We start from the raw sequence: 19,805 nt of genomic DNA, 5'->3' as shown, positions 1-19,805 counted from the left end.
AGTTAACTCTGATTATGGCGCGGATTTGCCGGGAAAATCGCCCCAAGAACGCTCGCCTCGCGAGCGCCGGTTACCGACGGCAAATTGCCCGGCAGCCCGGCAATGGTGCGCCAGGCAAGCCAGGCGAAGGCCAACGCCTCCATGTCATCCCCGCTGATGCCAGCCTCATCGGTCGTAGACACTTCGGTACCCGGCAGTAGCCCCGCAAGACGCGCCATCACCAGCGGGTTACGGCTTCCCCCGCCGCACACCAGCAGGCGGTCGCATCCGCCGCTGAGGAGCACCTGTTCGGAAATCGACACGGCCGTGAGCTCGGCAAGCGTCGCCTGGACATCCTGCGGTGCAAGCGCCGGGAATGACGCCAGCTGGCGCTCAAGCCAGCCAAAGTTGAAGTATTCACGCCCCGTACTTTTCGGTGCCGGTAAGGCAAAATAAGGGTCGCTCAGCATGGACTGCAGCAGCGGGATAATTACCTTACCCTCGCTCGCCCACTCCGCGTTTTTATCATACGGTTGACCGCACTGACGCCAGATCCAGGCGTCCATCAGCATATTGCCCGGGCCGGTATCGTAGCCACGCACCGGCTGTCCCGGGATCAGCATTGACAGATTGGCGATCCCACCAATGTTGAGCACCATACGACGTTCTGAAGGGTGTGCCAGTAGCGCCTGATGGAACGCAGGTACCAGCGGCGCGCCCTGTCCGCCAAGGGCGATATCGCGACGACGGAAATCGCCAACCACCGTCACGCCCGTCTTCGCCACAATCTGGTTGTTATCACCGATTTGCAGCGTATGCGGGGCATCTCCTCCGGGCTCATGCCAGACCGTTTGTCCATGACACCCGATGGCCACCACATCCTGCGGGCGAAGATGTTCCTTCTGCATTAATGCCAAAACCGCATCCGCAAACAGCGCCCCCAGGCGCACATCAAGCTGTCCTAGCTGGGAGAGGGTCAGCTGCTGCCCCTGACAAATACTCAGAATATCCTCTTTCAGTGAAATGGGGATTGGCCAGGTCAGGCTCGCCTGCTGTGCCACCATGTTTTCGTCAATAGCGGCCAGAACGACATCTACCCCATCCAGACTGGTGCCTGACATCACACCAATGTAGCGACCCGATTTCATGCGCTTTCCTTACGTTGCGTGGGCTAAGGATACCCACTCAACCATAAACGGCGCAGCATTGCCATCGGGTGATAATATTTTTTAACAATGTCAGACGCCTAACTCGGGCGGCTCCTGTTTATCTCTCGTTAAGTCAAATTCAAGTACAATTTTCTTATTGTTAGTGCAAAGATATGAACTATGGCCCCTTATGCCATATAATTTAGCCATAACGGATGCCCCAATCGGGCGTTTTTGGTGAACAGGAGATTCAAATGATTTTACGTGTACTGGGCGTTTCGCTGATTGGTTTAACTCTGGCTGGCTGTGTGAATGACAGTTCACTCTCTGGCGACGTTTACAGCGCTTCTGAAGCGAAACAGGTTCAGAACGTAACTTACGGTACCGTTGTTAACGCACGCCCTGTACAGATCCAGGGTGGTGATGAAAACAACGTGATGGGCGCAATCGGTGGTGCCGTCCTGGGTGGTTTCCTGGGTAATACCGTCGGCGGTGGCACTGGCCGCTCGCTGGCGACGGCCGCAGGCGCCGTTGCAGGTGGTGTAGCAGGCCAGGGCGTACAGGGCGCGATGAACAAAACTCAGGGCGTAGAGCTGGAAATTCGTAAAGACGATGGCAGCACTATCATGGTTGTCCAGAAACAAGGCAACACTCGCTTCTCTGCAGGCCAGCGCGTCGTTCTGGCAAGCAACGGAAGCCAGGTGACCGTTTCTCCACGTTAATTAAAAATGGATGTGGTCATCGGACCACATCCATTTACAATATATATCACTCCCACAAATATATTTACAAAATAGATTCATCCCACCAATTTTTAACCACATCATATATTGTTTTTGCGCAAAGTATTTCTCAGGCTAATTGAATAAACTCTCGCAATTACCTCACCCTAATTCATTATAAAGCCATTAAAAACGTATATGTTTTCGAATCATCGTTCTGTAAAGGGTCGTTATACCTCGTTCTGTCTGGGTTGTATTGTTGTCATTGGCATATTGCACGCCCTGTTTTCAAAAATTGCCGAATGGGTACCTAGCTTCTCGTCTCATTTGTTCCCTACGCTCACCATTTTTTTGCTGGTGTTTAACCTGTTTATTGCCTTCTTTATGGCAATGAAATACTGGTGCGACCGAAAACGGTTGTATCTGGTAGCGATCGCTTTTGCCTTTGCCGGGTCGGCATCGCTGATGGTCGGGACGTTGTCCTGCTTTCCCGCCTGGCTGGACCTCTATCAGTTCAACGCTGTGAACTATAACGATGCGATGATCTTCTATATGTTCCGCCATCTTTTAATGGCGGTGCTAATAATCGTTTCGGCAATACTCTATACCACGCGCAATTGTCCCCTTTCACGGCTGGCGCATATCCTTATTGTGGGCGGCGAGTTTCTCTTTACCGTCTTTGCAGTAGGGTTGGCCTGGATGTATTCCAGTCACTCTTCCTTTTTATCCATTGATCTGGTGGATAATGAAACCCGTGAATTTATGGTTCTCTGGAGCCACTTCATTAATATTGCATTAATTGCACTCTGGGTGGTGACATTAGGAACGCTGATGTTTATTACGCGCATACGCAATTTATTCTGGGTGGGTGGTAATTTTCTGTGCGTCTGCTATATCGTCACGCTTACAATGCTGTTAGCGGGTGGAAATGTCGAAGATGTCTCCTGGTATCGCGCCCGCTTATTTGAAACTGTCGCCACGCTGCTGATCATTTTTGTTCTGCTCTACGATGTTTTCAGGCTGTATCGCGACTCGCACGTCAAGTATCAGCAGTCCTACCAGAACTCAATTCGCGACCCGCTCACGCGCCTTTATAACCGCAGCTATTTTTATGAAACATTGAAGCAGGCGCTGGATATCGCCAAACCCAGCCGGCCTGTTTCCGTCATCGTAAGCGATCTCGATCGCTTCAAGCGCATCAACGACACCTACGGGCATCTTCAGGGCGACAAAGTCCTGCAGTTTGTCGCTAACCTGCTGATGGATTCCGTACGCCCGCAGGACATCGCGGCCCGTATCGGTGGTGAGGAGTTTGTTCTGATGCTGGCCAACACATCTTCAGAAGCAGCGCACCAGGTAGCGGAGCGCATACGGTTAAATCTGAGCAGCTTCGATAACACCAGCAGCGGCGGTCAACTACCGGAGCCAGTCACTATCAGCATGGGGGTGTATACGGCGACGTCACCCGCGATAGCCGCAGAAACGTGCGTGGAAAATGCAGACAAAGCGATGTATGAAGCGAAGGAGACGGGACGTAATCGTGTGGTCGTATTTAAGTAAAAAAGGCCTTGCTGCTGCAAGGCCTTCGTGTTTATTAGTCGCGAGAATGCAGCTCATGGATGTTTTGCTCAAGGCGAGCAATGAGGCTGATGAGCATCTCCAGCTCCGCGGGTGAAACGCCTGACAGGATTTCACCGCGCGTCCTGGTGATCACGGCTTCCATTTCCGTGATGATAGGCGCCGCTTTCTCGGTGAGTTTAATCCGCTTGGCACGGCGATCGCTGGCGCAGGTTTGCCGCGAGATCAACCCCTTCTCTTCCAGCTGGTCGAGCGTACGCACCAGCGACGGTTGCTCAATCCCTATCGCTTTTGCCAGCTGAATTTGCGACTGATCGGGCGGCAGCTGATGGATGTTGTGCAGCGTGACCCAATGCGTCTGTGTGAGTTCCAGAGGTTTCAGGCGATGGTCAATCAGAGCACGCCAGACGCGTACCAACCTTGCCAGATCAGAACCTAATGGCGATTCCAATTTCATCTCCTTATAATTAGCTTGCTAAGTTATTATACTGATTTTAGAATAGTGTGCAGCATTTGTATTGCCAAAACAAATGCAATACTGCATTCATCGAACTTAAAAGTATGACTTACACTGAATTGTGATGCTTCATCATACTAAGACAAGCCAACGCGGCATTCTGTTCACTGCAAAGGATTTCTGCCCGTGACGTTTTTTCATCGCTCAGAGGGGTTGCCCCTTCAGGACCTGATCTTCGGTGCGTCAGTCTATTTTCCTCCGCTGTTTAAGGCCGTTCTGGTGGGTTTTCTGCTCTGGCTCATCGCGCATCGTCTGCTTCGCGACTGGATGTACTCCGGTGAAATCTGGCATCCCATGTTGATGGATCTTTCCCTGTTTGCCCTTTCCGTGTGCCTGGGCCTTGCCGTTTTGACTGTGTGGTGAATATGTCCCTGAAAACGCTAAAGTACTTTTCCACCCTGTTTGTCCTTGCCCTCGCGCTGGTTGCGGGGTGGTGGATGTGGAATTTTTATATGCAGTCGCCCTGGACGCGTGACGGCAAAGTTCGCGCTGAACAGGTCAGCATTACTCCTCAGGTGTCGGGAAGTATCACGACGCTGTTGGTTAAGGATAATCAGTTTGTTAAAAAGGGGGACGTTTTATTCCGTATCGACGATACCCCATACCACATTGCGATTCTGAACGCCCAGGCCCAGCTGGCAAAAGCCCAGTCGGATCTGGCAAAGGCCAACAACGAGGCCAATCGCCGCCGCCATCTGTCGCAAAACTACATTTCAGCGGAAGATTTAGATACCGCCAATATCAACGTTAAGGCGATGCAGGCTAACGTCAACGTGGCGGAGGCGACGCTGAAGCAGGCGCAGTGGCAGCTGACCCAAACTGTGATTACAGCACCTGTCGATGGATGGGTGACCAACCTCTCCGCCCGCGTGGGGAATTATGCCACCACGGGACAACCAATATTCGCCCTTGTCGACAGTCACTCCTTCTACGTTGTGGGCTATTTCGAAGAGACTAAGCTTCGGCATATTCGCGAGGGCTCGCCAGCCGCTATAACGCTTTACAGCGGCTCTCAGAGGTTACAGGGTCATGTATCCAGCGTTGGCCGAGCCATTTACGATCAAAGCGTTGAAACGGATTCAGGTCTTGTGCCGGACATTAAGCCAAACGTACCGTGGGTACGTCTGGCCCAGCGCGTTCCGGTTCGCGTGGAGTTTGACCATTTACCGCGAGACATTACGCTGGTGTCTGGCACCACCTGCACAGTCTCCATCGGAACCCGTTAATGAAGCTGCAGGGGATCGCCTGGCAAAACACGCCGTGGATGAAAGCGACGCGTCCACAGTGGCGCTACGCCCTACGTAACGGCATTGCCATGTGTCTGGCGCTGACCGTTGCCTATTACCTGAACCTGGATGAGCCCTACTGGGCGATGACGTCTGCGGCGGTGGTTAGTTTCCCAACGGTAGGCGGGGTGATCAGTAAAAGCCTTGGCCGTATCGCAGGCAGCCTGCTGGGCGCCACCGCAGCGTTAATTATCGCCGGGCATACGCTGAACGATCCGTGGCTGTTCCTGCTCAGTATGGCGGCATGGCTGGGGGGCTGTACCTGGGCCTGCGCCCATTTTACCAATAACGTCGCCTACGCTTTTCAGCTGGCGGGCTATACCGCCGCCATTATCGCCTTTCCGGTAGTTAACGTGCTCGACACCACCGAACTGTGGAATATCGCCCAGGCGCGCGTCTGTGAAGTGATTGTCGGGATCCTTAGCGGCGGCTTCATGATGATGATCCTCCCCAGCACATCCGACGGCACAACGCTTATCACTGCGCTAAAAACCATGCACACCCGGCTACTGGAACACGCGAGCCTGCTGTGGCAACCGGATAACAGCGACGATATCCGCCTCGCGCATGAAAAGGTTATCGGACAGATTCTGACGATGAATCTGTTGCGTATTCAGGCGTTCTGGAGTCACTACCGCTTTCGCCGCCAGAACACCCTGCTTAACTATTTGCTGCATCAGCAGTTGCGTATGACCAGCGCCATCTCCAGCCTGCGCAGGATGCTGCTCAACTGGCCGACGCCGCCTGAAAATACCCGTGCCGTCATCGAAACGCTGCTCGCGGCACTTTCGCGCCCGGATGCGGACATCTACACCGTTGCGAAGATCATCGCCCCGCTCGCCCCGGTTGATGAGTACGACTACCGCCATCGCGCCTTCTGGCAGCGCCTGAATTACTTCTGCCGTCTGTACCTGCGCAGCAGTCGCTGGATTATGGCCGTCGAGAATGCAACCCCATTGACGGAGTTCAACGTCCCCGGCAGCCCGGCACTTGCACGCCATACCGACTATCTTGAAGCGTTGTGGAGCGGTTTTCGCACCTTCTGCGCGCTGATGCTGGTGGGAGCATGGAGCATTACCACGCAGTGGGAGTCCGGTACGGCGGCCCTGACGCTTGCCGCCATCAGCTGCGTGCTTTACTCCGTCGCGGCCTCGCCGTTCAACTCACTTACTCTCCTGTTGCGCACGCTGGTGCTGCTATCGCTCTTCAGCTTCGTGGTGAAATTTGGCCTGATGGTGCAGATAAGCGATCTTTGGCAGTTCCTGCTGTTCCTGTTTCCCCTGTTGACCACCATGCAGCTTCTGAAGCTGCAGATGCCAAAGCTGGCGGGCCTTTGGGGACAGCTGATTGTCTTTATGGGCTCGTTTATCTCCGTAACGAATCCGCCGGTTTATGATTACGCAGACTTTCTCAATGACAACCTGGCGAAGATCCTTGGCGTGGGGCTGGCGTGGCTGGCTTTCGCGGTGTTACGTCCCGGCTCCGATGCACGCAAGAGCCGCAGGCATATCCGGGAGTTACGCAGAGGGTTTGTCGACCAGCTCAGCCGTAAACCACACATGAGTGAAAACGAATATGAATCGCTGGTTTATCATCACGTCAGCCAGCTGAACAGCAGCCAGGACGCACTTTCCCGGCGCTGGCTGCTGCGCTGGGGCGTAGTGCTGTTGAACTGCTCGCACGTGGTCTGGCAGCTTCGCGGGTGGGAAACACGTTCCGACCCGCTGTCGCAGGTTCGTGATGTTTGCATATCCCTGCTGCGCGATGTGATGAACGAGAGCGGTGTCCAGCAGCGACCGCTGGAAACCATGCTGAATGAACTGCAGCGGATCTGCGATACGCTTGCACAGCATCATCTGCCCGCAGCCCGTGATTTAGCCTCGATAATCTGGCGCCTGCACTGCTCGCTATCGCAGCTGGAACAGGCACCGCCACCGGGAACGATTGGGGATCAGATCACGCCGCACGCATAGCGTGCCCCTCCGCCGCCAAGCGGTTTAGGCTGATCGGACATATTGTCGCCACCGACATGGATCATCAGCGCTCTGCCTTTCACCTCATCCAGCTTTTTCAGACGCGGCGCGACGACGGGTTCGGTAGCTTTACCGTCGTTATTGACCACAAGCACGGGCAGATCGCCTAAATGCCCCATTCCATCCGGGCCTTCATGCTTACCGGAATGCTGGGGATCGAGGTGCCCCCCTGCCGCTTCCGCCGCCGACGGTTTACCTTCTTTTAAAGCGGGCTGACAGCTGCCTTTGGCATGAACATGGAAACCATGCTCACCGGGCGGGAGTGCTTTGAGGCTGGGAGCAAACTCCAGTCCTTTATCGGTTTCCGTGATTTTCACCGTTCCGATGGACTGACCCACTCCTTGTGGGGTGACGAGATTCATTTCCACTTCGTCGCTGGCTGCCTGCGCCCCTGCGCAAACAACCAGCGTGATCAGTGCCAGAGCAAAACGCTTCATATGACCTCCGCGGGTTATTTTTTGCCCCTTAAGTGTATACCAGGGGCAAAGATTTCACCGGAAAGTCACCTTCTGGCGGTTTATGGCACGTCGTAACCCAGAGCGGCTTTGCGGACGCGGAACCACTGCTGGCGGGTCATCTGCAGCTCTTCAGCGGCCAGTGCAGAACGCACGCGTTCTATTTTGCCGGAACCGATAATGGGCAGCGGTTTTGACGGCAGGCGCAGGATCCACGCGTAAACCACCTGTTCGATGCTTTCCGCGTTCAGTTCGCGGGCGATCGTCTCAAGCTCGTTGCGCAGCGGCTGGAATTCATCATCATTAAACAGGCGTCCGCCCCCCAGGCAGGACCAGGCCATCGGGCGAATGCGCAGCTGTTGTAGCTGATCGAGGGTACCATCCAGCAGCAGCGGCTGGTGAACCGGGGAGATCTCAACCTGGTTTGTGGCCAGGGTAAACGGCAGACGAGACTGAAGAAGCGCAAACTGCGCCGGGGTAAAGTTAGAAACGCCGAAATGACGCACTTTCCCATTCTGATGCAGGTTCAGGAAAGCTTCGGCCACCTCGTCAGCATCCATCAGCGGGTCGGGGCGGTGGATTAACAGCAGGTCGATACGATCGGTCGCCAGATTGACCAGCGACTGCTCGGCGCTCTTGATGATATGCGCGCTGTCGGTGATGTAATGACCGAGGGCGTGTTCAGGTTTTGCCGTGGTGGCAATCCCACACTTCGTGACAATTTCCATGCGATCGCGCAGTGCCGGAACCAGCTTAAGCGCCTCGCCGAACGCGGCCTCGCACTGGTAGCCACCGTAAATATCAGCATGATCGACCGTGGAGATGCCTAAATCGAGGTGCTCTTCAATAAAGCTCGCCAGCTGGAGCGGAGACATATTCCAGTCCATCAGGCGCCAGTAGCCCATCACAAAACGGGAGAATTCTGGCCCCTGGGGGGCAAGGGTAATTCGCTGAACCATAACATTTTCCTCAAGGACGTGATGTCATGAGTATACGCAATTACCGTGTTAAAAAAGTGAAGGTTGCTGGGGTTCTTCGGTCTCACCCGCTTTGTTTGCGCGTATTTTGCGCAGAAGGCGCTGTCGACAGAGGCGTAGTACCTCCTGCTTTTGCGTGTCGCTAAAGTTTTGCCAGTTGAAACGCTCGTCACGGGTACGCATGCATCCACGGCAATATCCGCGTTCATCAACCTGACAAATACCCCGGCACGGGCTCTGGATGGGGAAAAACTCCAGCTGCTCTGCCACTCTCACCTCCAGATAGCCACTCTCACCTACAGTGAAGACGCTAAACGCGCCACGTGCAAGGCCTATATCACAGATTTGTGGCATTAAGGTTTCACTAATCTTCCCTCTCTATACTCGGCCCATCATGACAATAACAGGTTTACCGATCGATGTGGTCAATCAAAAAGTTACACTGTAACGACATTAAATTTACTCTGGGTTGTGCTCTCTTCTTTACGCTAATCAACGGGCTGTTTATCCAGCGCAGCTGGGCCATTATCGGCCCAGTCCATCTGCACGACTTCCTCTTTGCCGCCTCCGTACCGCTGGTGCTGTTTTGCGGCTGGGTGATTGTTTTTAGCCTGCTTAATATCCCGTATATCCGTAAACCGCTGCTGATTGTTTTAACCATCGGTTGCGCCGCTGCGACGTATTTTATGTACACCTACGGTGCGGTGATCGATCAGAATATGATTGTGAACGTCTTCGAAACCAACTCTCAGGAAGCGACCGCCCTGGTGACCCCGCAGATGATTCTGTGGATTGTTATCGCAGGCCTCATTCCCTCGGTGGTGCTGGCTCTTACCCGCATTCGTACCGGGAAATGGTGGTATGCCCTGCTGACGCGGGTTGCCGCGATGCTCGGCGCTCTGCTGGTGATTATCCTGGTGGCCGCGCTGTTTTATAAAGATTACGCGTCGCTTTTCCGCAATAACAAAAGCATCGTCAAAATGGTCACTCCGGCGAACTATGTCAGCGCCGTGGTGAAGTACAGCAAGATGCGCTGGTTTGCCGGCGATCAGACGCTTGTGCGGATTGGCGAAGATGCCCATAAAGGGCCACTGATTTCCGGTCAACAAAAGAAAACCGTTCTGGTGCTTGTCGTCGGCGAAGCGTCTCGCGCGGCAAACTACTCCCTGAACGGTTACGATCGTGAAACCAACCCGGAGCTAAAAAAGCAGGATGTGATTAACTTCCCGCAGGCCTCCTCATGCGGCACTGAAACCGCGGTTTCCGTTCCGTGCATGTTCTCCGGCATGACGCGCAGCAAGTACGATGCCGACCTTGCGCACCATCAGGAAGGTCTGCTCGATGTGCTGAAGCATGCGGGAATCAATCTGCTGTGGCGCGACAACGACGGCGGGTGTAAAGGTGCCTGCGATCGCATCCCCCATACCGATATGACGCAGTGGAATCTGGATCAGTTCTGCAAAGATAAATCCTGTATTGACGACGTGAACTTCTACCGTCTGGACAACGTGCTGGATGGCGTGAAGCAAGATACGGTGCTGGTTATCCACCTGATGGGGAGTCATGGACCGGCGTACTATCGCCGTTACCCGGACAATTTCCGGAAATTCACCCCAACCTGCGACACCAATGAAATTCAGGATTGCGACCATCAGGCGCTGGTAAACACCTATGACAACACTATCCTCTATACCGACAGCATGGTCAGCAAAACCATTGATGCGCTGAAAGCGCGACAGGCAAGCATGAACACCGCGCTGATTTACCTTTCGGATCACGGTGAATCACTGGGTGAAAGCGGCATTTATCTGCATGGTACGCCGTACATGCTGGCGCCGGAGCAGCAAACGCATATTCCGTTTATGTTCTGGCTGTCACCGGATTATGCAAAAAACTTTGGCATCAACGGACAGTGTTTGCGTGACCAGGCAGCAAAAAATGCGGTTTCCCAGGACAATTTATTCTCAACCGTATTGGGTATGATGGACGTGAAATCAACGGTTTATCAACCGCAGCTGGATATACTGAGTGCATGTCGGCAGTAAACTCGCTTGCATTAGACCGAACGGTCTATTAGAGTGCGGCCATGAGCAGAAATACTGAACACGATACCCGCGAACATCTACTGGCAACCGGCGAGCAGCTTTGCATGCATCGCGGGTTTACCGGTATGGGGCTGAGCGAGTTATTAAAAACCGCTGAGGTACCGAAGGGGTCGTTTTATCACTACTTCCGGTCCAAAGAGGCCTTTGGCGTGGCGATGCTGGAGCGTCATTATGCTGGCTACCACCAGCGTCTGGCGACCCACTTTGCGTCGGGTGAGGGAAACTATCGGGATCGTGTTCTGAATTACTATCAGGAAACGCTGAACCAGTTCTGTCAGCAGGGCATTATCAGCGGATGCCTGACGGTCAAACTGTCTGCCGAAGTGTGCGATCTTTCCGAAGATATGCGCTCGGCGATGGATAAGGGTGCCCGCGGCGTAATCGCCCTGCTGGCCCAGGCGCTGGAAAAAGGCCGCGAAGAAAAAACGCTGGCCTTTTCCGGCGACCCCTTAATGCAGTCTCAGGTGCTCTACTCCCTCTGGTTAGGAGCCAACCTGCAGGCAAAAATTTCGCGCAGTGCCCTGCCGCTGGAAAGCGCGCTGGCACATGTGAGAAACAGTATTACTGCGCCAGGCGTATAACGGGCGCTTTTTATTTACTTTGTTACTAGTCGACTGGTCTACTCAGGAGTCTTTATGTCAGCTGAAAAACTGTTTACCCCATTGAAAGTGGGTGCCGTCACGGCGCCAAACCGCGTGTTTATGGCTCCGCTGACCCGTCTGCGCAGCATTGAGCCGGGTGACATCCCCACCCCCCTGATGGGCGAATACTATCGTCAGCGCGCAAGCTCTGGCCTGATCATTACGGAAGCCACACAGATTTCTGCTCAAGCGAAGGGTTATGCGGGCGCGCCGGGCCTTCACAGCCCGGAACAGATCGCCGCATGGCAGAAAATTACCGCAGGCGTTCACGCTGAAGAGGGTCGCATTGCGGTCCAGCTGTGGCATACCGGTCGTATCTCTCACAGCAGCATTCAGCCTGGCGGCCAGGCTCCGGTCTCCGCTTCGGCCCTCAGTGCAAATACCCGCACTTCCCTGCGTGATGAAAACGGTAATGCGATCCGCGTGGATACCTCTATGCCACGTGCCCTGGAGCTGGATGAAATCCCGGGTATCGTTAACGACTTCCGCCAGGCAGTGGCCAACGCTCGTGAAGCCGGTTTTGACCTGATTGAGCTGCACTCCGCGCACGGCTACCTGCTGCACCAGTTCCTGTCACCGTCGTCTAACCATCGCACCGACCAGTACGGCGGCAGCGTCGAAAATCGCGCTCGCCTGGTACTGGAAGTGGTTGATGCCGTATGTCAGGAGTGGAGCCCGGATCGTATCGGGATCCGCGTTTCCCCAATCGGTTCTTTCCAGAACGTCGACAACGGTCCGAACGAAGAAGCCGATGCACTGTACCTGATCGAAGAACTGGCTAAACGTGGCATCGCTTATCTGCACATGTCCGAGCCGGACTGGGCCGGCGGCAAGCCATACACTGAGGCTTTCCGTCAGAAAGTGCGCGAACGTTTCCACGGGGTGATCATCGGTGCAGGGGCGTATACGCCGGAGAAAGCCGAAGATCTGATTAATAAAGGGCTGATTGATGCCGTCGCGTTTGGCCGTGACTACATCGCCAACCCGGATCTGGTTGCTCGTCTGCAGAAAAAAGCAGCGCTCAACCCGCAGCGTCCGGAAAGCTTCTACGGCGGCGGCGCGGAAGGCTACACCGACTACCCTTCACTGTAATCTCGCCATTGTTCATTGATAGCGGCGACAGTTCGCCGCTATACTAAAACATCGTTCCTGATCAAAAAGCTTTTTTATTCCATTGGTTAATGAGGAAATTATGCGCCTACTTCACACCATGCTGCGCGTTGGCGACCTGCAACGTTCTATCGATTTCTACACTAACGTCCTGGGCATGAAGCTGCTGCGCACCAGCGAAAACCCGGAATACAAATACTCGCTGGCGTTCGTGGGTTACGGCCCGGAAACGGATGAAGCGGTGATAGAGCTTACCTACAACTGGGGCGTTGACAGCTATGAGCTGGGCACGGCCTACGGCCATATCGCACTGGAAGTGGATAACGCGGCCGATGCGTGCGAACGCATTCGCAAAAATGGCGGTAACGTCACGCGCGAAGCGGGCCCGGTAAAAGGCGGCACCACCGTGATTGCGTTTGTGGAAGATCCGGACGGTTACAAAATCGAGCTGATTGAAGCCAAAGACGCCGGTCGCGGTCTGGGCAACTGATCCCTCAGGGCGCAACGTGCGCCCGTAGTTTTACTGCATCACCCCGCAAAATTTGCCATAATGCGCTCTGCTTTTTCCCCCATGTAAGAGACCCTGATGTCCGATAACGCTCAATTTAGCGGTCTGTGCGACCGTTTTCGTGGTTTTTATCCCGTTGTCATTGATGTAGAAACAGCCGGATTTAACGCTAAAACCGATGCGCTGCTCGAAATTGCCGCCATCACGCTGAAGATGGATGAACAGGGCTGGCTTACACCGGACACCACGCTGCATTTCCACGTTGAACCTTTCGAAGGGGCAAACTTACAGCCGGAAGCGCTGGCGTTTAACGGTATCGATCCGCATAACCCGCTGCGCGGTGCCGTCAGTGAATATGATGCGCTGCACGCCATTTTTAAAATGGTGCGTAAAGGCATGAAAGAGAGCAACTGCAGCCGCGCCATTATGGTGGCCCATAACGCCACCTTCGATCACAGCTTTACCATGGCTGCCGCGGAGCGCGCGTCGCTCAAACGCAACCCCTTCCACCCTTTTGTCACCTTCGACACCGCCGCATTGAGCGGCCTGGCGCTGGGACAAACGGTGTTATCTAAAGCCTGCATTACGGCTGGCATTCCGTTCGACGGAACGCAGGCGCACTCCGCTCTATACGATACGGAGCGCACCGCAGAGCTGTTCTGTGAGATCGTCAACCGCTGGAAGCGTCTTGGCGGCTGGCCGCTGCCGATGGGTGACAGCGAAGAATAAAAAAAAGCGACCTTATCTGGTCGCTTTTTTATTTGCGCAGAAAATTACTCTGCGTCCGGCTCTTCCGTTTTATACTTCGCCGCCGTCTCTTTGATCAGCTGCTGCAGTTCGCCGCGCTGATACATTTCAATCAGGATATCGCAGCCGCCAACCAGTTCGCCGTCAACCCACAGCTGTGGGAAAGTCGGCCAGTTAGCGTACTTAGGCAGCTCAGCGCGGATGTCCGGATTCTGCAGGATATCAACGTAAGCAAAACGCTCACCACAGGCTGACAGCGCCTGAACCGCTTGTGCGGAGAAGCCGCAGCTTGGCAGCTTCGGAGAACCTTTCATATACAGCAGAATCGGGTTTTCAGCGATCTGGCGCTGGATTTTTTCAATAGTGGTGCTCATGTCTTGCTTCCTTTAACTTCTGTTACGGCATTCGTCTGACATTGTAGCGGTTCAGACTGGCATCGGAAAATAACATTTTTGTCACGTTTATACATTCTACCCCGAGTCACGAAAAGTTGCATTGCAAATGGTGTTTACCCCTGCCGCATTCAGGGTTTTGCTTAGGGAGCGGGCAAATGTGCGACAGAACGATGAATTTTTTTGCACTTGCTAACGAAACACGATTGTAGATTGAAAAATGCTATTAACTTTCTGGCTTTTTATAGATTAGAATCGACGGGCTTTGTAAATCACACGCGGGTATTATTGATGACCTGCATTTATCAGGGGACTGCCCAGTGGCGCGGATAAATAAAATCTCGATCACGCTCTGTGCTTTACTGTTTACTTCACTCACTTTCACGCCAGTGGCAAACGCCTCTCAGCAGGCGCGGCATTCTGCTGTACAAAAAAACCATCTGGTGAAAGCCACAGAACGTAAGAAAAAAACCACCGCTAAGAACGACAAGAAAAAAACACCGGCTCAGACGAAACAGACCGCTTCCAGCAAAACAAAAACAAAACCTTCCCGCACTGCCCACTCTGCCAAAAGTAAAGCTTCGCAAACCGCCTCTAACCTCGTTACTGAAAAATGCATCACGCGTAAAGGCCATAAGGCGAAATGCACGAAGGTCACGAAAATTGCTGAAGTGCATAAAGTGCGCGTACAGAAAGCGCAAAAAACCGCAATGAATAAGCTGATGGGGCAGATTGGCAAACCTTATCACTGGGGTGGAACTTCGCCGCGTACCGGTTTTGACTGCAGCGGCCTCGTCTATTACGCCTATAAAGATCTGGTCAAGTTCCGCATTCCGCGCACCGCCAACGAAATGTACCACCTGCGCGATGCCTCACCGGTTGACCGCGGTGAGCTGGAAAATGGCGATCTGGTGTTCTTCCGCACCCAGGGCCGCGGGACGGCTGACCACGTTGGCGTCTATGTCGGCAACGGGAAATTCATCCAGTCTCCACGTAGCGGTCAGGATATTCAGATCACCTCTCTCAGTGAAGACTACTGGGTACGCCACTACGTCGGCGCGCGTCGCGTGATGACGCCGAAAACCATTCGCTAACCCCTGCCCTGCCACACCCGTGGCAGGGTAAGTTCCTCTTTTGCATACCCTTTCAATTTGCTATCCTGTCCATGTTGTCTGTGTGGTTATTGGCAACACAAAATACAATAAGGAGAGAAGCAATGTCGTTCGAATTACCTGCACTACCGTATGCAAAAGACGCCCTGGCCCCGCACATTTCTGCGGAAACCCTGGAATATCACTACGGCAAACATCACCAGACTTACGTCACCAACCTGAACAACCTGATCAAGGGCACCGATTTTGAAGGCAAAACGCTGGAAGAGATCGTCCGCAGCTCTGAGGGTGGCGTATTCAACAACGCAGCTCAGGTGTGGAACCACACCTTCTACTGGTACTGCCTGGCGCCGAATGCCGGCGGTGAACCTGTCGGTGAACTGGCTACCGCTATCAACGCCGCATTTGGCAGCTTCGCGGACTTCAAGGCGAAATTCACCGATGCCGCCATCAAGAACTTCGGTTCAGGCTGGACGTGGCTGGTTAAAGAGGCGGATGGCAAACTGGCTATCGTATCCACCTCTAACGCGGGCACCCCGCTGACCACCAGCGCGAAGCCGCTGATGACCGTGGACGTATGGGAACACGCTTACTACATCGATTACCGTAACGCGCGCCCGAACTACCTGGAACACTTCTGGGCATTGGTTAACTGGGACTTTGTGGCGAAGAACTTCGCCGCGTAAAAGACACGCAGAAGGGTTCGCCCTTCTGCGTTTTTGGTTTATTCCGCAGCGCAGGCTGCTTCTGGCTGTTTACGCCCCGACATCATCACCAACAGCAGGCCGAGCGCGGCAATGATTGCCCCCATCACCGGCACAAAGCTGTATCCCAGACCACCTGAAATCACGACCCCACCGGCCGCCGCACCGAGCGCATTGCCCAGGTTAAAGGCACCGATATTGACCGAGGATGAGAGGCCCGGCGCTTCATGCGCAACACGCATCACGCGCATCTGCAGCGGTGGCACCACGGCGAACGTTGCTGCACCCCAGACGACCATCGCCACCGCGGCGCCAAACTCGTTTCGCGCCAGCCACGGAATGGCAATCATGATGACAATCAGCAGAGTTAAGAAGCCCTTCAGCGTCCCGCTCACGGAACGGTCGGCAAATTTCCCACCGAGATAGTTACCGATCGAGAAGCCCACGCCAATCAGCACCAGCATCGCGGTCACAAAGAGAGGCGTTGCGTGGGTAATGTCATGCAGTACCGGTGAAATATAGGTATAGAGGGTAAACATCGCCCCTGCCCCGAGAACGGTGGTAAGCAGCGCGGAAAGCACCTGCGGGCGCATCAGCACCGCCAGCTCCTTACGCACTTCCGGACGTTCTCCGGCGCTGCCTTTCGGCAGGGAGAAGAACAATGCCACCATCGCGACCACGCCCAGCCCGGCCGTCGCCAGGAAAGACATACGCCAGCCGATCGCTTCTCCCAGCCAGGTTGCCGCAGGAACACCGCCGATGTTAGCGATGGTCAGCCCCATAAACATGGTGGCCACGGCGCTCGCCTGCTTGTGTTTTGGCACCACGCTTGCCGCCACGACCGACCCCAGCCCAAAGAACGCGCCGTGGTTGAGGCTTGTCAGAATACGCGACAGCATCAGCGTGGTGTAGTCCGGCGAAATGGCCGAAAGCACGTTGCCGAGGGTGAAAATCGCCATCAGGAAAATCAGCGCATTGCGGCGCGCGCGATGAGAAAGCAGAAGCGTCATCAGCGGCGCTCCCACCATCACGCCGATAGCGTAGGCGCTGATCAACATGCCTGCCGCAGGGATCGAGACGTCCACGCCGCGGGCGATGACGGGCAGTAACCCCATCGGGGAGAATTCAGTGGTGCCAATCCCAAAAGCGCCAATCGCCAGGGCCAGCAGGGGAAAATTGATTTTCATGCGTCAACTCCGGATGCCGTGTCATGTGGTGACACAGAACAAAGAAGCGGAAAGCATGACATCAATCACAAAAAATGAGAAGTTAACAAAATGGCAAAAGATTTTTGCCAGAGAAGTAACAATCCGGGGAGTCGGGAGGGAGTAGGCTCTCCCTCCGCGTAAATCAGTGCAGCGCAGCCGTCAGACCGGCCGCAACAATCAGAGCCAGCACAACAACGGTGGTGAACAGCGAAAACTTAAGATCGGAACTCATCAATTTTTCTCCTTTTAATCCCCACACGAAAAGTGAGCTTGCTCATTTTTGCACAGATTACGTCAAAAATCTTCCTGGATTTATACTGATAACCACTTTACCTCTTCCCCTTTTCATCAAGATAGGACAAAATTCCACGCTAAATTTATTAGCGTACCGGCCATTGACCCCCTCCTGACGTCCCGTGTCGTTTTCCCGGCGTGCCGCAATTCAAGATTGCGTGATAAGGGTGAGAGAAGGCAAACGTTTACCTTCAAGTTTTTCAGGAGTTTAGGATATGGTCTGGAGTGACATTTAATGGCAACAATTAAAGACGTAGCAAAACGCGCAAACGTTTCCACTACAACCGTATCACATGTAATTAACAAAACCCGCTTTGTGGCGGAAGAGACGCGCAACGCCGTCTGGGCAGCGATCAAGGAGCTGCACTATTCGCCAAGCGCGGTCGCGCGTAGCCTCAAGGTTAATCACACCAAGTCCATTGGATTGCTGGCGACCAGCAGTGAAGCGGCCTATTTTGCCGAGATCATTGAAGCGGTTGAAAAAAACTGCTTTCAGAAAGGCTATACCCTGATTCTGGGCAACGCGTGGAACAGCATTGAAAAACAGCGTGCTTACCTGTCGATGATGGCGCAGAAGCGCGTTGACGGCCTGCTGGTAATGTGTTCCGAGTATCCGGAATCCGTGCTGTCGATGCTCGAAGAGTATCGCCACATCCCCATGGTCGTTATGGACTGGGGCGAAGCGCGTGCGGATTTCACCGACTCCGTTATCGACAATGCCTTTGAAGGCGGTTACATGGCCGGCCGTTACCTGATCGAACGCGGTCACCGCGAGATTGGCGTGATCCCGGGTCCGCTGGAGCGCAACACCGGGGCGGGCCGTCTTGCCGGTTTTATGAAAGCGATGGAAGAAGCGCTGATCACCGTGCCGGAAAACTGGATCGTGCAGGGCGACTTTGAGCCGGAATCAGGCTACCGCGCGATGCAGCAGATCGTTTCCCAGCCGCACCGTCCGACCGCCGTTTTCTGCGGGGGTGACATCATGGCCATGGGCGCGCTTTGCGCCGCCGATGAGCTGGGTCTGCGCGTACCGCAGGATATTTCCGTGATCGGGTATGACAACGTGCGTAACGCGCGCTTCTTCACCCCAGCGCTGACCACCATTCACCAGCCGAAAGATTCGCTGGGCGAAACGGCCTTCAATATGCTGCTCGACAGGATCGTCAACAAGCGCGAAGAGTCGCAGTCCATTGAAGTTCACCCGCGCCTGATTGAACGCCGTTCCGTTGCGGACGGTCCGTTCCGCGACTACCGTCGTTAATCCCTTTACGGGGCCAGCTACGCTGGCTCCCGTAACCATTCCCGGTTCAGCGTTTCGCTGTCCCCCAGATAATCCAGCAGCCAGGCCATGGCGGGCGAGACATCATTTTGTTGCCAGGTCAGGCAGCAGGCCGCGTCCGGGAACGGATTTTCCAGCGTCAGTTCAACCCATTCGCCGGTATCGATGCGCGGACGCGCAAAATGAACGGGCACCATCGCGACGCACAGTCCGGCACTGAGGCACGTCGCCGACGATTCCCAGTCCGGAGCCACCACCCGCCGCTGGTTGTCCAGAAGCCAGGTGATACGCTTGGGCAATGAACGGGACGTATCCTCCAGCACCAGCGAGGGCCAGTTGCGCAGCGTATCGTCGCTAAGCGGCCCGTCCATCGCCGCCAGGGGATGATCGCGTGCCACCACGCATTTCCAGCTCAGCATCCCCATATCGCGAAAGGCGTAACGTCCCCCGACCGGGATCGCCTGCGTGGCGCCAATCGCCATCTCCGCCCTGCCGTCCGCCAGCGCATCCCAAACGCCGTTGAACACCTCCTGCGAGACCCGCAGCTCAACGTCAGAGAAGTGACGATAGAAATCGACAATCATCTGTCGGGTGCGTTCCGGCTTCACGATGTTATCCACCGCGATAGAAAGATGTCCCCGCCAGCCGTTGGCGATCTGCTGGCACTGTTCGCGGGTGATCTGCATTTTTTTGATAACAGAACGCCCTTCCTTCAAAAACCACGCCCCGGCGGGCGTCAATTCCACATCACGATGCCGCCGCTCAAACAGCGGAACCGCCAGCCACTCCTCCAGTTGACGCACCGTGTAGCTGATGGCCGAAGGGACGCGGTGCAGCTCCTGCGCCGCACCGCTAAAGCTGCCGTTACGCGCGACAGCATCGACCACTTCAAGAGAATAATCTGACCACATTTTCTGCCTGCAAAAATTTTGAATGCACCCGCCAAATATTAGCGTTTCACAAGCGGCTTTGCACTCCCTACACTCAGCGCCAATGTACACCTGCCTCCT

General features: G+C 54.7%; 22 protein-coding genes. 13 read left to right on the top strand and 9 right to left on the bottom strand.

Translation table 11 applies throughout. The features are described from left to right. Window positions 1-2: 2 nt before the first annotated feature. Entirely contained in the window at window positions 3-1,127 is a 1,125-nt protein-coding gene (anmK, locus tag KGP22_RS09255) for an anhydro-N-acetylmuramic acid kinase (protein WP_223581974.1), read from the bottom strand. A 254-nt stretch (window positions 1,128-1,381) separates the two neighbouring features. Here anmK and slyB point away from each other — a divergent pair, with 254 nt between their 5' ends. Together slyB and KGP22_RS09245 are read left to right on the top strand one after the other, a co-directional pair. Continuing rightward, window positions 1,382-1,849 (top strand): outer membrane lipoprotein SlyB, encoded by a 468-nt coding sequence (gene slyB / locus KGP22_RS09250; protein ID WP_047348789.1) that lies wholly within the window; start codon window positions 1,382-1,384, stop codon window positions 1,847-1,849. 198 nt (window positions 1,850-2,047) lie between these two features. Continuing rightward, window positions 2,048-3,409: a GGDEF domain-containing protein gene (locus KGP22_RS09245; RefSeq protein ID WP_223581972.1), complete on the top strand. Its 1,362-nt coding sequence runs from the start codon at window positions 2,048-2,050 to the stop codon at window positions 3,407-3,409. A 34-nt stretch (window positions 3,410-3,443) separates the two neighbouring features. On the opposite strand, the gene slyA is transcribed toward KGP22_RS09245, so the two are convergent. Then, window positions 3,444-3,884: a transcriptional regulator SlyA gene (gene slyA, locus KGP22_RS09240; RefSeq protein WP_111965661.1), complete on the bottom strand. Its 441-nt coding sequence runs from the start codon at window positions 3,882-3,884 to the stop codon at window positions 3,444-3,446. Between the two features lie 186 nt (window positions 3,885-4,070). On the opposite strand from slyA, the gene KGP22_RS09235 reads away from it, so the two are divergent. From KGP22_RS09235 to KGP22_RS09225, 3 genes are read left to right on the top strand one after another with little or no spacing between them, the layout of a single operon-like run. Further along, window positions 4,071-4,307 (top strand): DUF1656 domain-containing protein, encoded by a 237-nt coding sequence (locus KGP22_RS09235; RefSeq protein ID WP_111965660.1) that lies wholly within the window; start codon window positions 4,071-4,073, stop codon window positions 4,305-4,307. A gap of 2 nt (window positions 4,308-4,309) precedes the next feature. Beyond that, the gene (locus tag KGP22_RS09230) at window positions 4,310-5,170 is read left to right on the top strand and encodes an HlyD family secretion protein (RefSeq protein ID WP_223581970.1); all 861 of its coding nucleotides are present in this window, start codon (window positions 4,310-4,312) and stop codon (window positions 5,168-5,170) included. Further along, window positions 5,170-7,203, top strand: a complete 2,034-nt coding sequence (locus KGP22_RS09225; RefSeq protein WP_149366751.1) for an FUSC family protein — start codon at window positions 5,170-5,172, stop codon at window positions 7,201-7,203. Before KGP22_RS09230 ends, KGP22_RS09225 begins: the two co-directional genes overlap by 1 nt. Here KGP22_RS09225 and sodC read toward each other — a convergent pair. The 3 genes from sodC to KGP22_RS09210 form a co-directional block, all read right to left on the bottom strand. Then, window positions 7,182-7,700: a superoxide dismutase [Cu-Zn] SodC gene (gene sodC / locus KGP22_RS09220; RefSeq protein WP_223581968.1), complete on the bottom strand. Its 519-nt coding sequence runs from the start codon at window positions 7,698-7,700 to the stop codon at window positions 7,182-7,184. The genes KGP22_RS09225 and sodC overlap by 22 nt on opposite strands. A gap of 80 nt (window positions 7,701-7,780) precedes the next feature. Next, window positions 7,781-8,677 carry an aldo/keto reductase family oxidoreductase gene (locus KGP22_RS09215; protein ID WP_223581966.1) on the bottom strand — a complete coding sequence of 299 codons (897 nt, stop codon included), beginning with the start codon at window positions 8,675-8,677 and terminating at the stop codon, window positions 7,781-7,783. Between the two features lie 48 nt (window positions 8,678-8,725). Then, complete coding sequence (locus tag KGP22_RS09210) at window positions 8,726-8,965, bottom strand: DUF1289 domain-containing protein (protein WP_008500587.1); 240 nt, start codon at window positions 8,963-8,965, stop codon at window positions 8,726-8,728. A gap of 149 nt (window positions 8,966-9,114) precedes the next feature. Between KGP22_RS09210 and eptA the strand changes: the two genes are divergently transcribed. The 5 genes from eptA to rnt all read left to right on the top strand — a co-directional run bounded on the left by eptA (window position 9,115) and on the right by rnt (window position 13,788). Then, window positions 9,115-10,740, top strand: a complete 1,626-nt coding sequence (eptA, locus tag KGP22_RS09205; RefSeq protein ID WP_149366749.1) for a phosphoethanolamine transferase EptA — start codon at window positions 9,115-9,117, stop codon at window positions 10,738-10,740. A gap of 41 nt (window positions 10,741-10,781) precedes the next feature. Then, window positions 10,782-11,381 (top strand): TetR/AcrR family transcriptional regulator, encoded by a 600-nt coding sequence (locus KGP22_RS09200; protein ID WP_149366748.1) that lies wholly within the window; start codon window positions 10,782-10,784, stop codon window positions 11,379-11,381. Window positions 11,382-11,435: 54 nt separating this feature from the next. Further along, on the top strand, window positions 11,436-12,533 hold the full coding sequence (locus KGP22_RS09195; protein WP_115874861.1) for an alkene reductase: 1,098 nt from the start codon (window positions 11,436-11,438) through the stop codon (window positions 12,531-12,533). Window positions 12,534-12,633: 100 nt separating this feature from the next. Next, on the top strand, window positions 12,634-13,041 hold the full coding sequence (gene gloA, locus KGP22_RS09190) for a lactoylglutathione lyase (RefSeq protein WP_008500591.1): 408 nt from the start codon (window positions 12,634-12,636) through the stop codon (window positions 13,039-13,041). Window positions 13,042-13,137: 96 nt separating this feature from the next. Beyond that, the gene (gene rnt, locus KGP22_RS09185; protein WP_061098432.1) at window positions 13,138-13,788 is read left to right on the top strand and encodes a ribonuclease T; all 651 of its coding nucleotides are present in this window, start codon (window positions 13,138-13,140) and stop codon (window positions 13,786-13,788) included. Window positions 13,789-13,832: 44 nt separating this feature from the next. On the opposite strand, the gene grxD is transcribed toward rnt, so the two are convergent. Further along, complete coding sequence (gene grxD / locus KGP22_RS09180) at window positions 13,833-14,180, bottom strand: monothiol glutaredoxin 4 (protein WP_003832760.1); 348 nt, start codon at window positions 14,178-14,180, stop codon at window positions 13,833-13,835. A gap of 338 nt (window positions 14,181-14,518) precedes the next feature. Here grxD and KGP22_RS09175 point away from each other — a divergent pair, with 338 nt between their 5' ends. Together KGP22_RS09175 and sodB are read left to right on the top strand one after the other, a co-directional pair. Then, complete coding sequence (locus KGP22_RS09175; RefSeq protein ID WP_133294243.1) at window positions 14,519-15,292, top strand: C40 family peptidase; 774 nt, start codon at window positions 14,519-14,521, stop codon at window positions 15,290-15,292. Window positions 15,293-15,414: 122 nt separating this feature from the next. After that, window positions 15,415-15,996 (top strand): superoxide dismutase [Fe], encoded by a 582-nt coding sequence (gene sodB, locus KGP22_RS09170; RefSeq protein WP_223581964.1) that lies wholly within the window; start codon window positions 15,415-15,417, stop codon window positions 15,994-15,996. Window positions 15,997-16,034: 38 nt separating this feature from the next. Here the strand turns inward: sodB and KGP22_RS09165 are convergent, their stop codons facing one another. Next, window positions 16,035-17,201, bottom strand: coding sequence for an MFS transporter (locus tag KGP22_RS09165; protein ID WP_223581962.1), 1,167 nt, complete (start codon window positions 17,199-17,201; stop codon window positions 16,035-16,037). A 163-nt stretch (window positions 17,202-17,364) separates the two neighbouring features. Next, window positions 17,365-17,454: a YnhF family membrane protein gene (locus KGP22_RS09160; protein ID WP_008500596.1), complete on the bottom strand. Its 90-nt coding sequence runs from the start codon at window positions 17,452-17,454 to the stop codon at window positions 17,365-17,367. A 297-nt stretch (window positions 17,455-17,751) separates the two neighbouring features. Between KGP22_RS09160 and purR the strand changes: the two genes are divergently transcribed. Next, complete coding sequence (gene purR / locus KGP22_RS09155; protein WP_008500597.1) at window positions 17,752-18,777, top strand: HTH-type transcriptional repressor PurR; 1,026 nt, start codon at window positions 17,752-17,754, stop codon at window positions 18,775-18,777. 17 nt (window positions 18,778-18,794) lie between these two features. Here the strand turns inward: purR and punR are convergent, their stop codons facing one another. Then, window positions 18,795-19,706 (bottom strand): DNA-binding transcriptional activator PunR, encoded by a 912-nt coding sequence (punR, locus tag KGP22_RS09150; RefSeq protein ID WP_045910323.1) that lies wholly within the window; start codon window positions 19,704-19,706, stop codon window positions 18,795-18,797. Window positions 19,707-19,805 lie beyond the last annotated feature (99 nt).

It is taken from the genome of Enterobacter sp. JBIWA005 (genome assembly GCF_019968805.1).
Lineage (GTDB): Bacteria > Pseudomonadota > Gammaproteobacteria > Enterobacterales > Enterobacteriaceae > Enterobacter > Enterobacter vonholyi.
The sequence above is the reverse complement of the archived record's forward strand: the minus strand, read 5'-3'. Positions and strand labels throughout refer to the sequence as shown.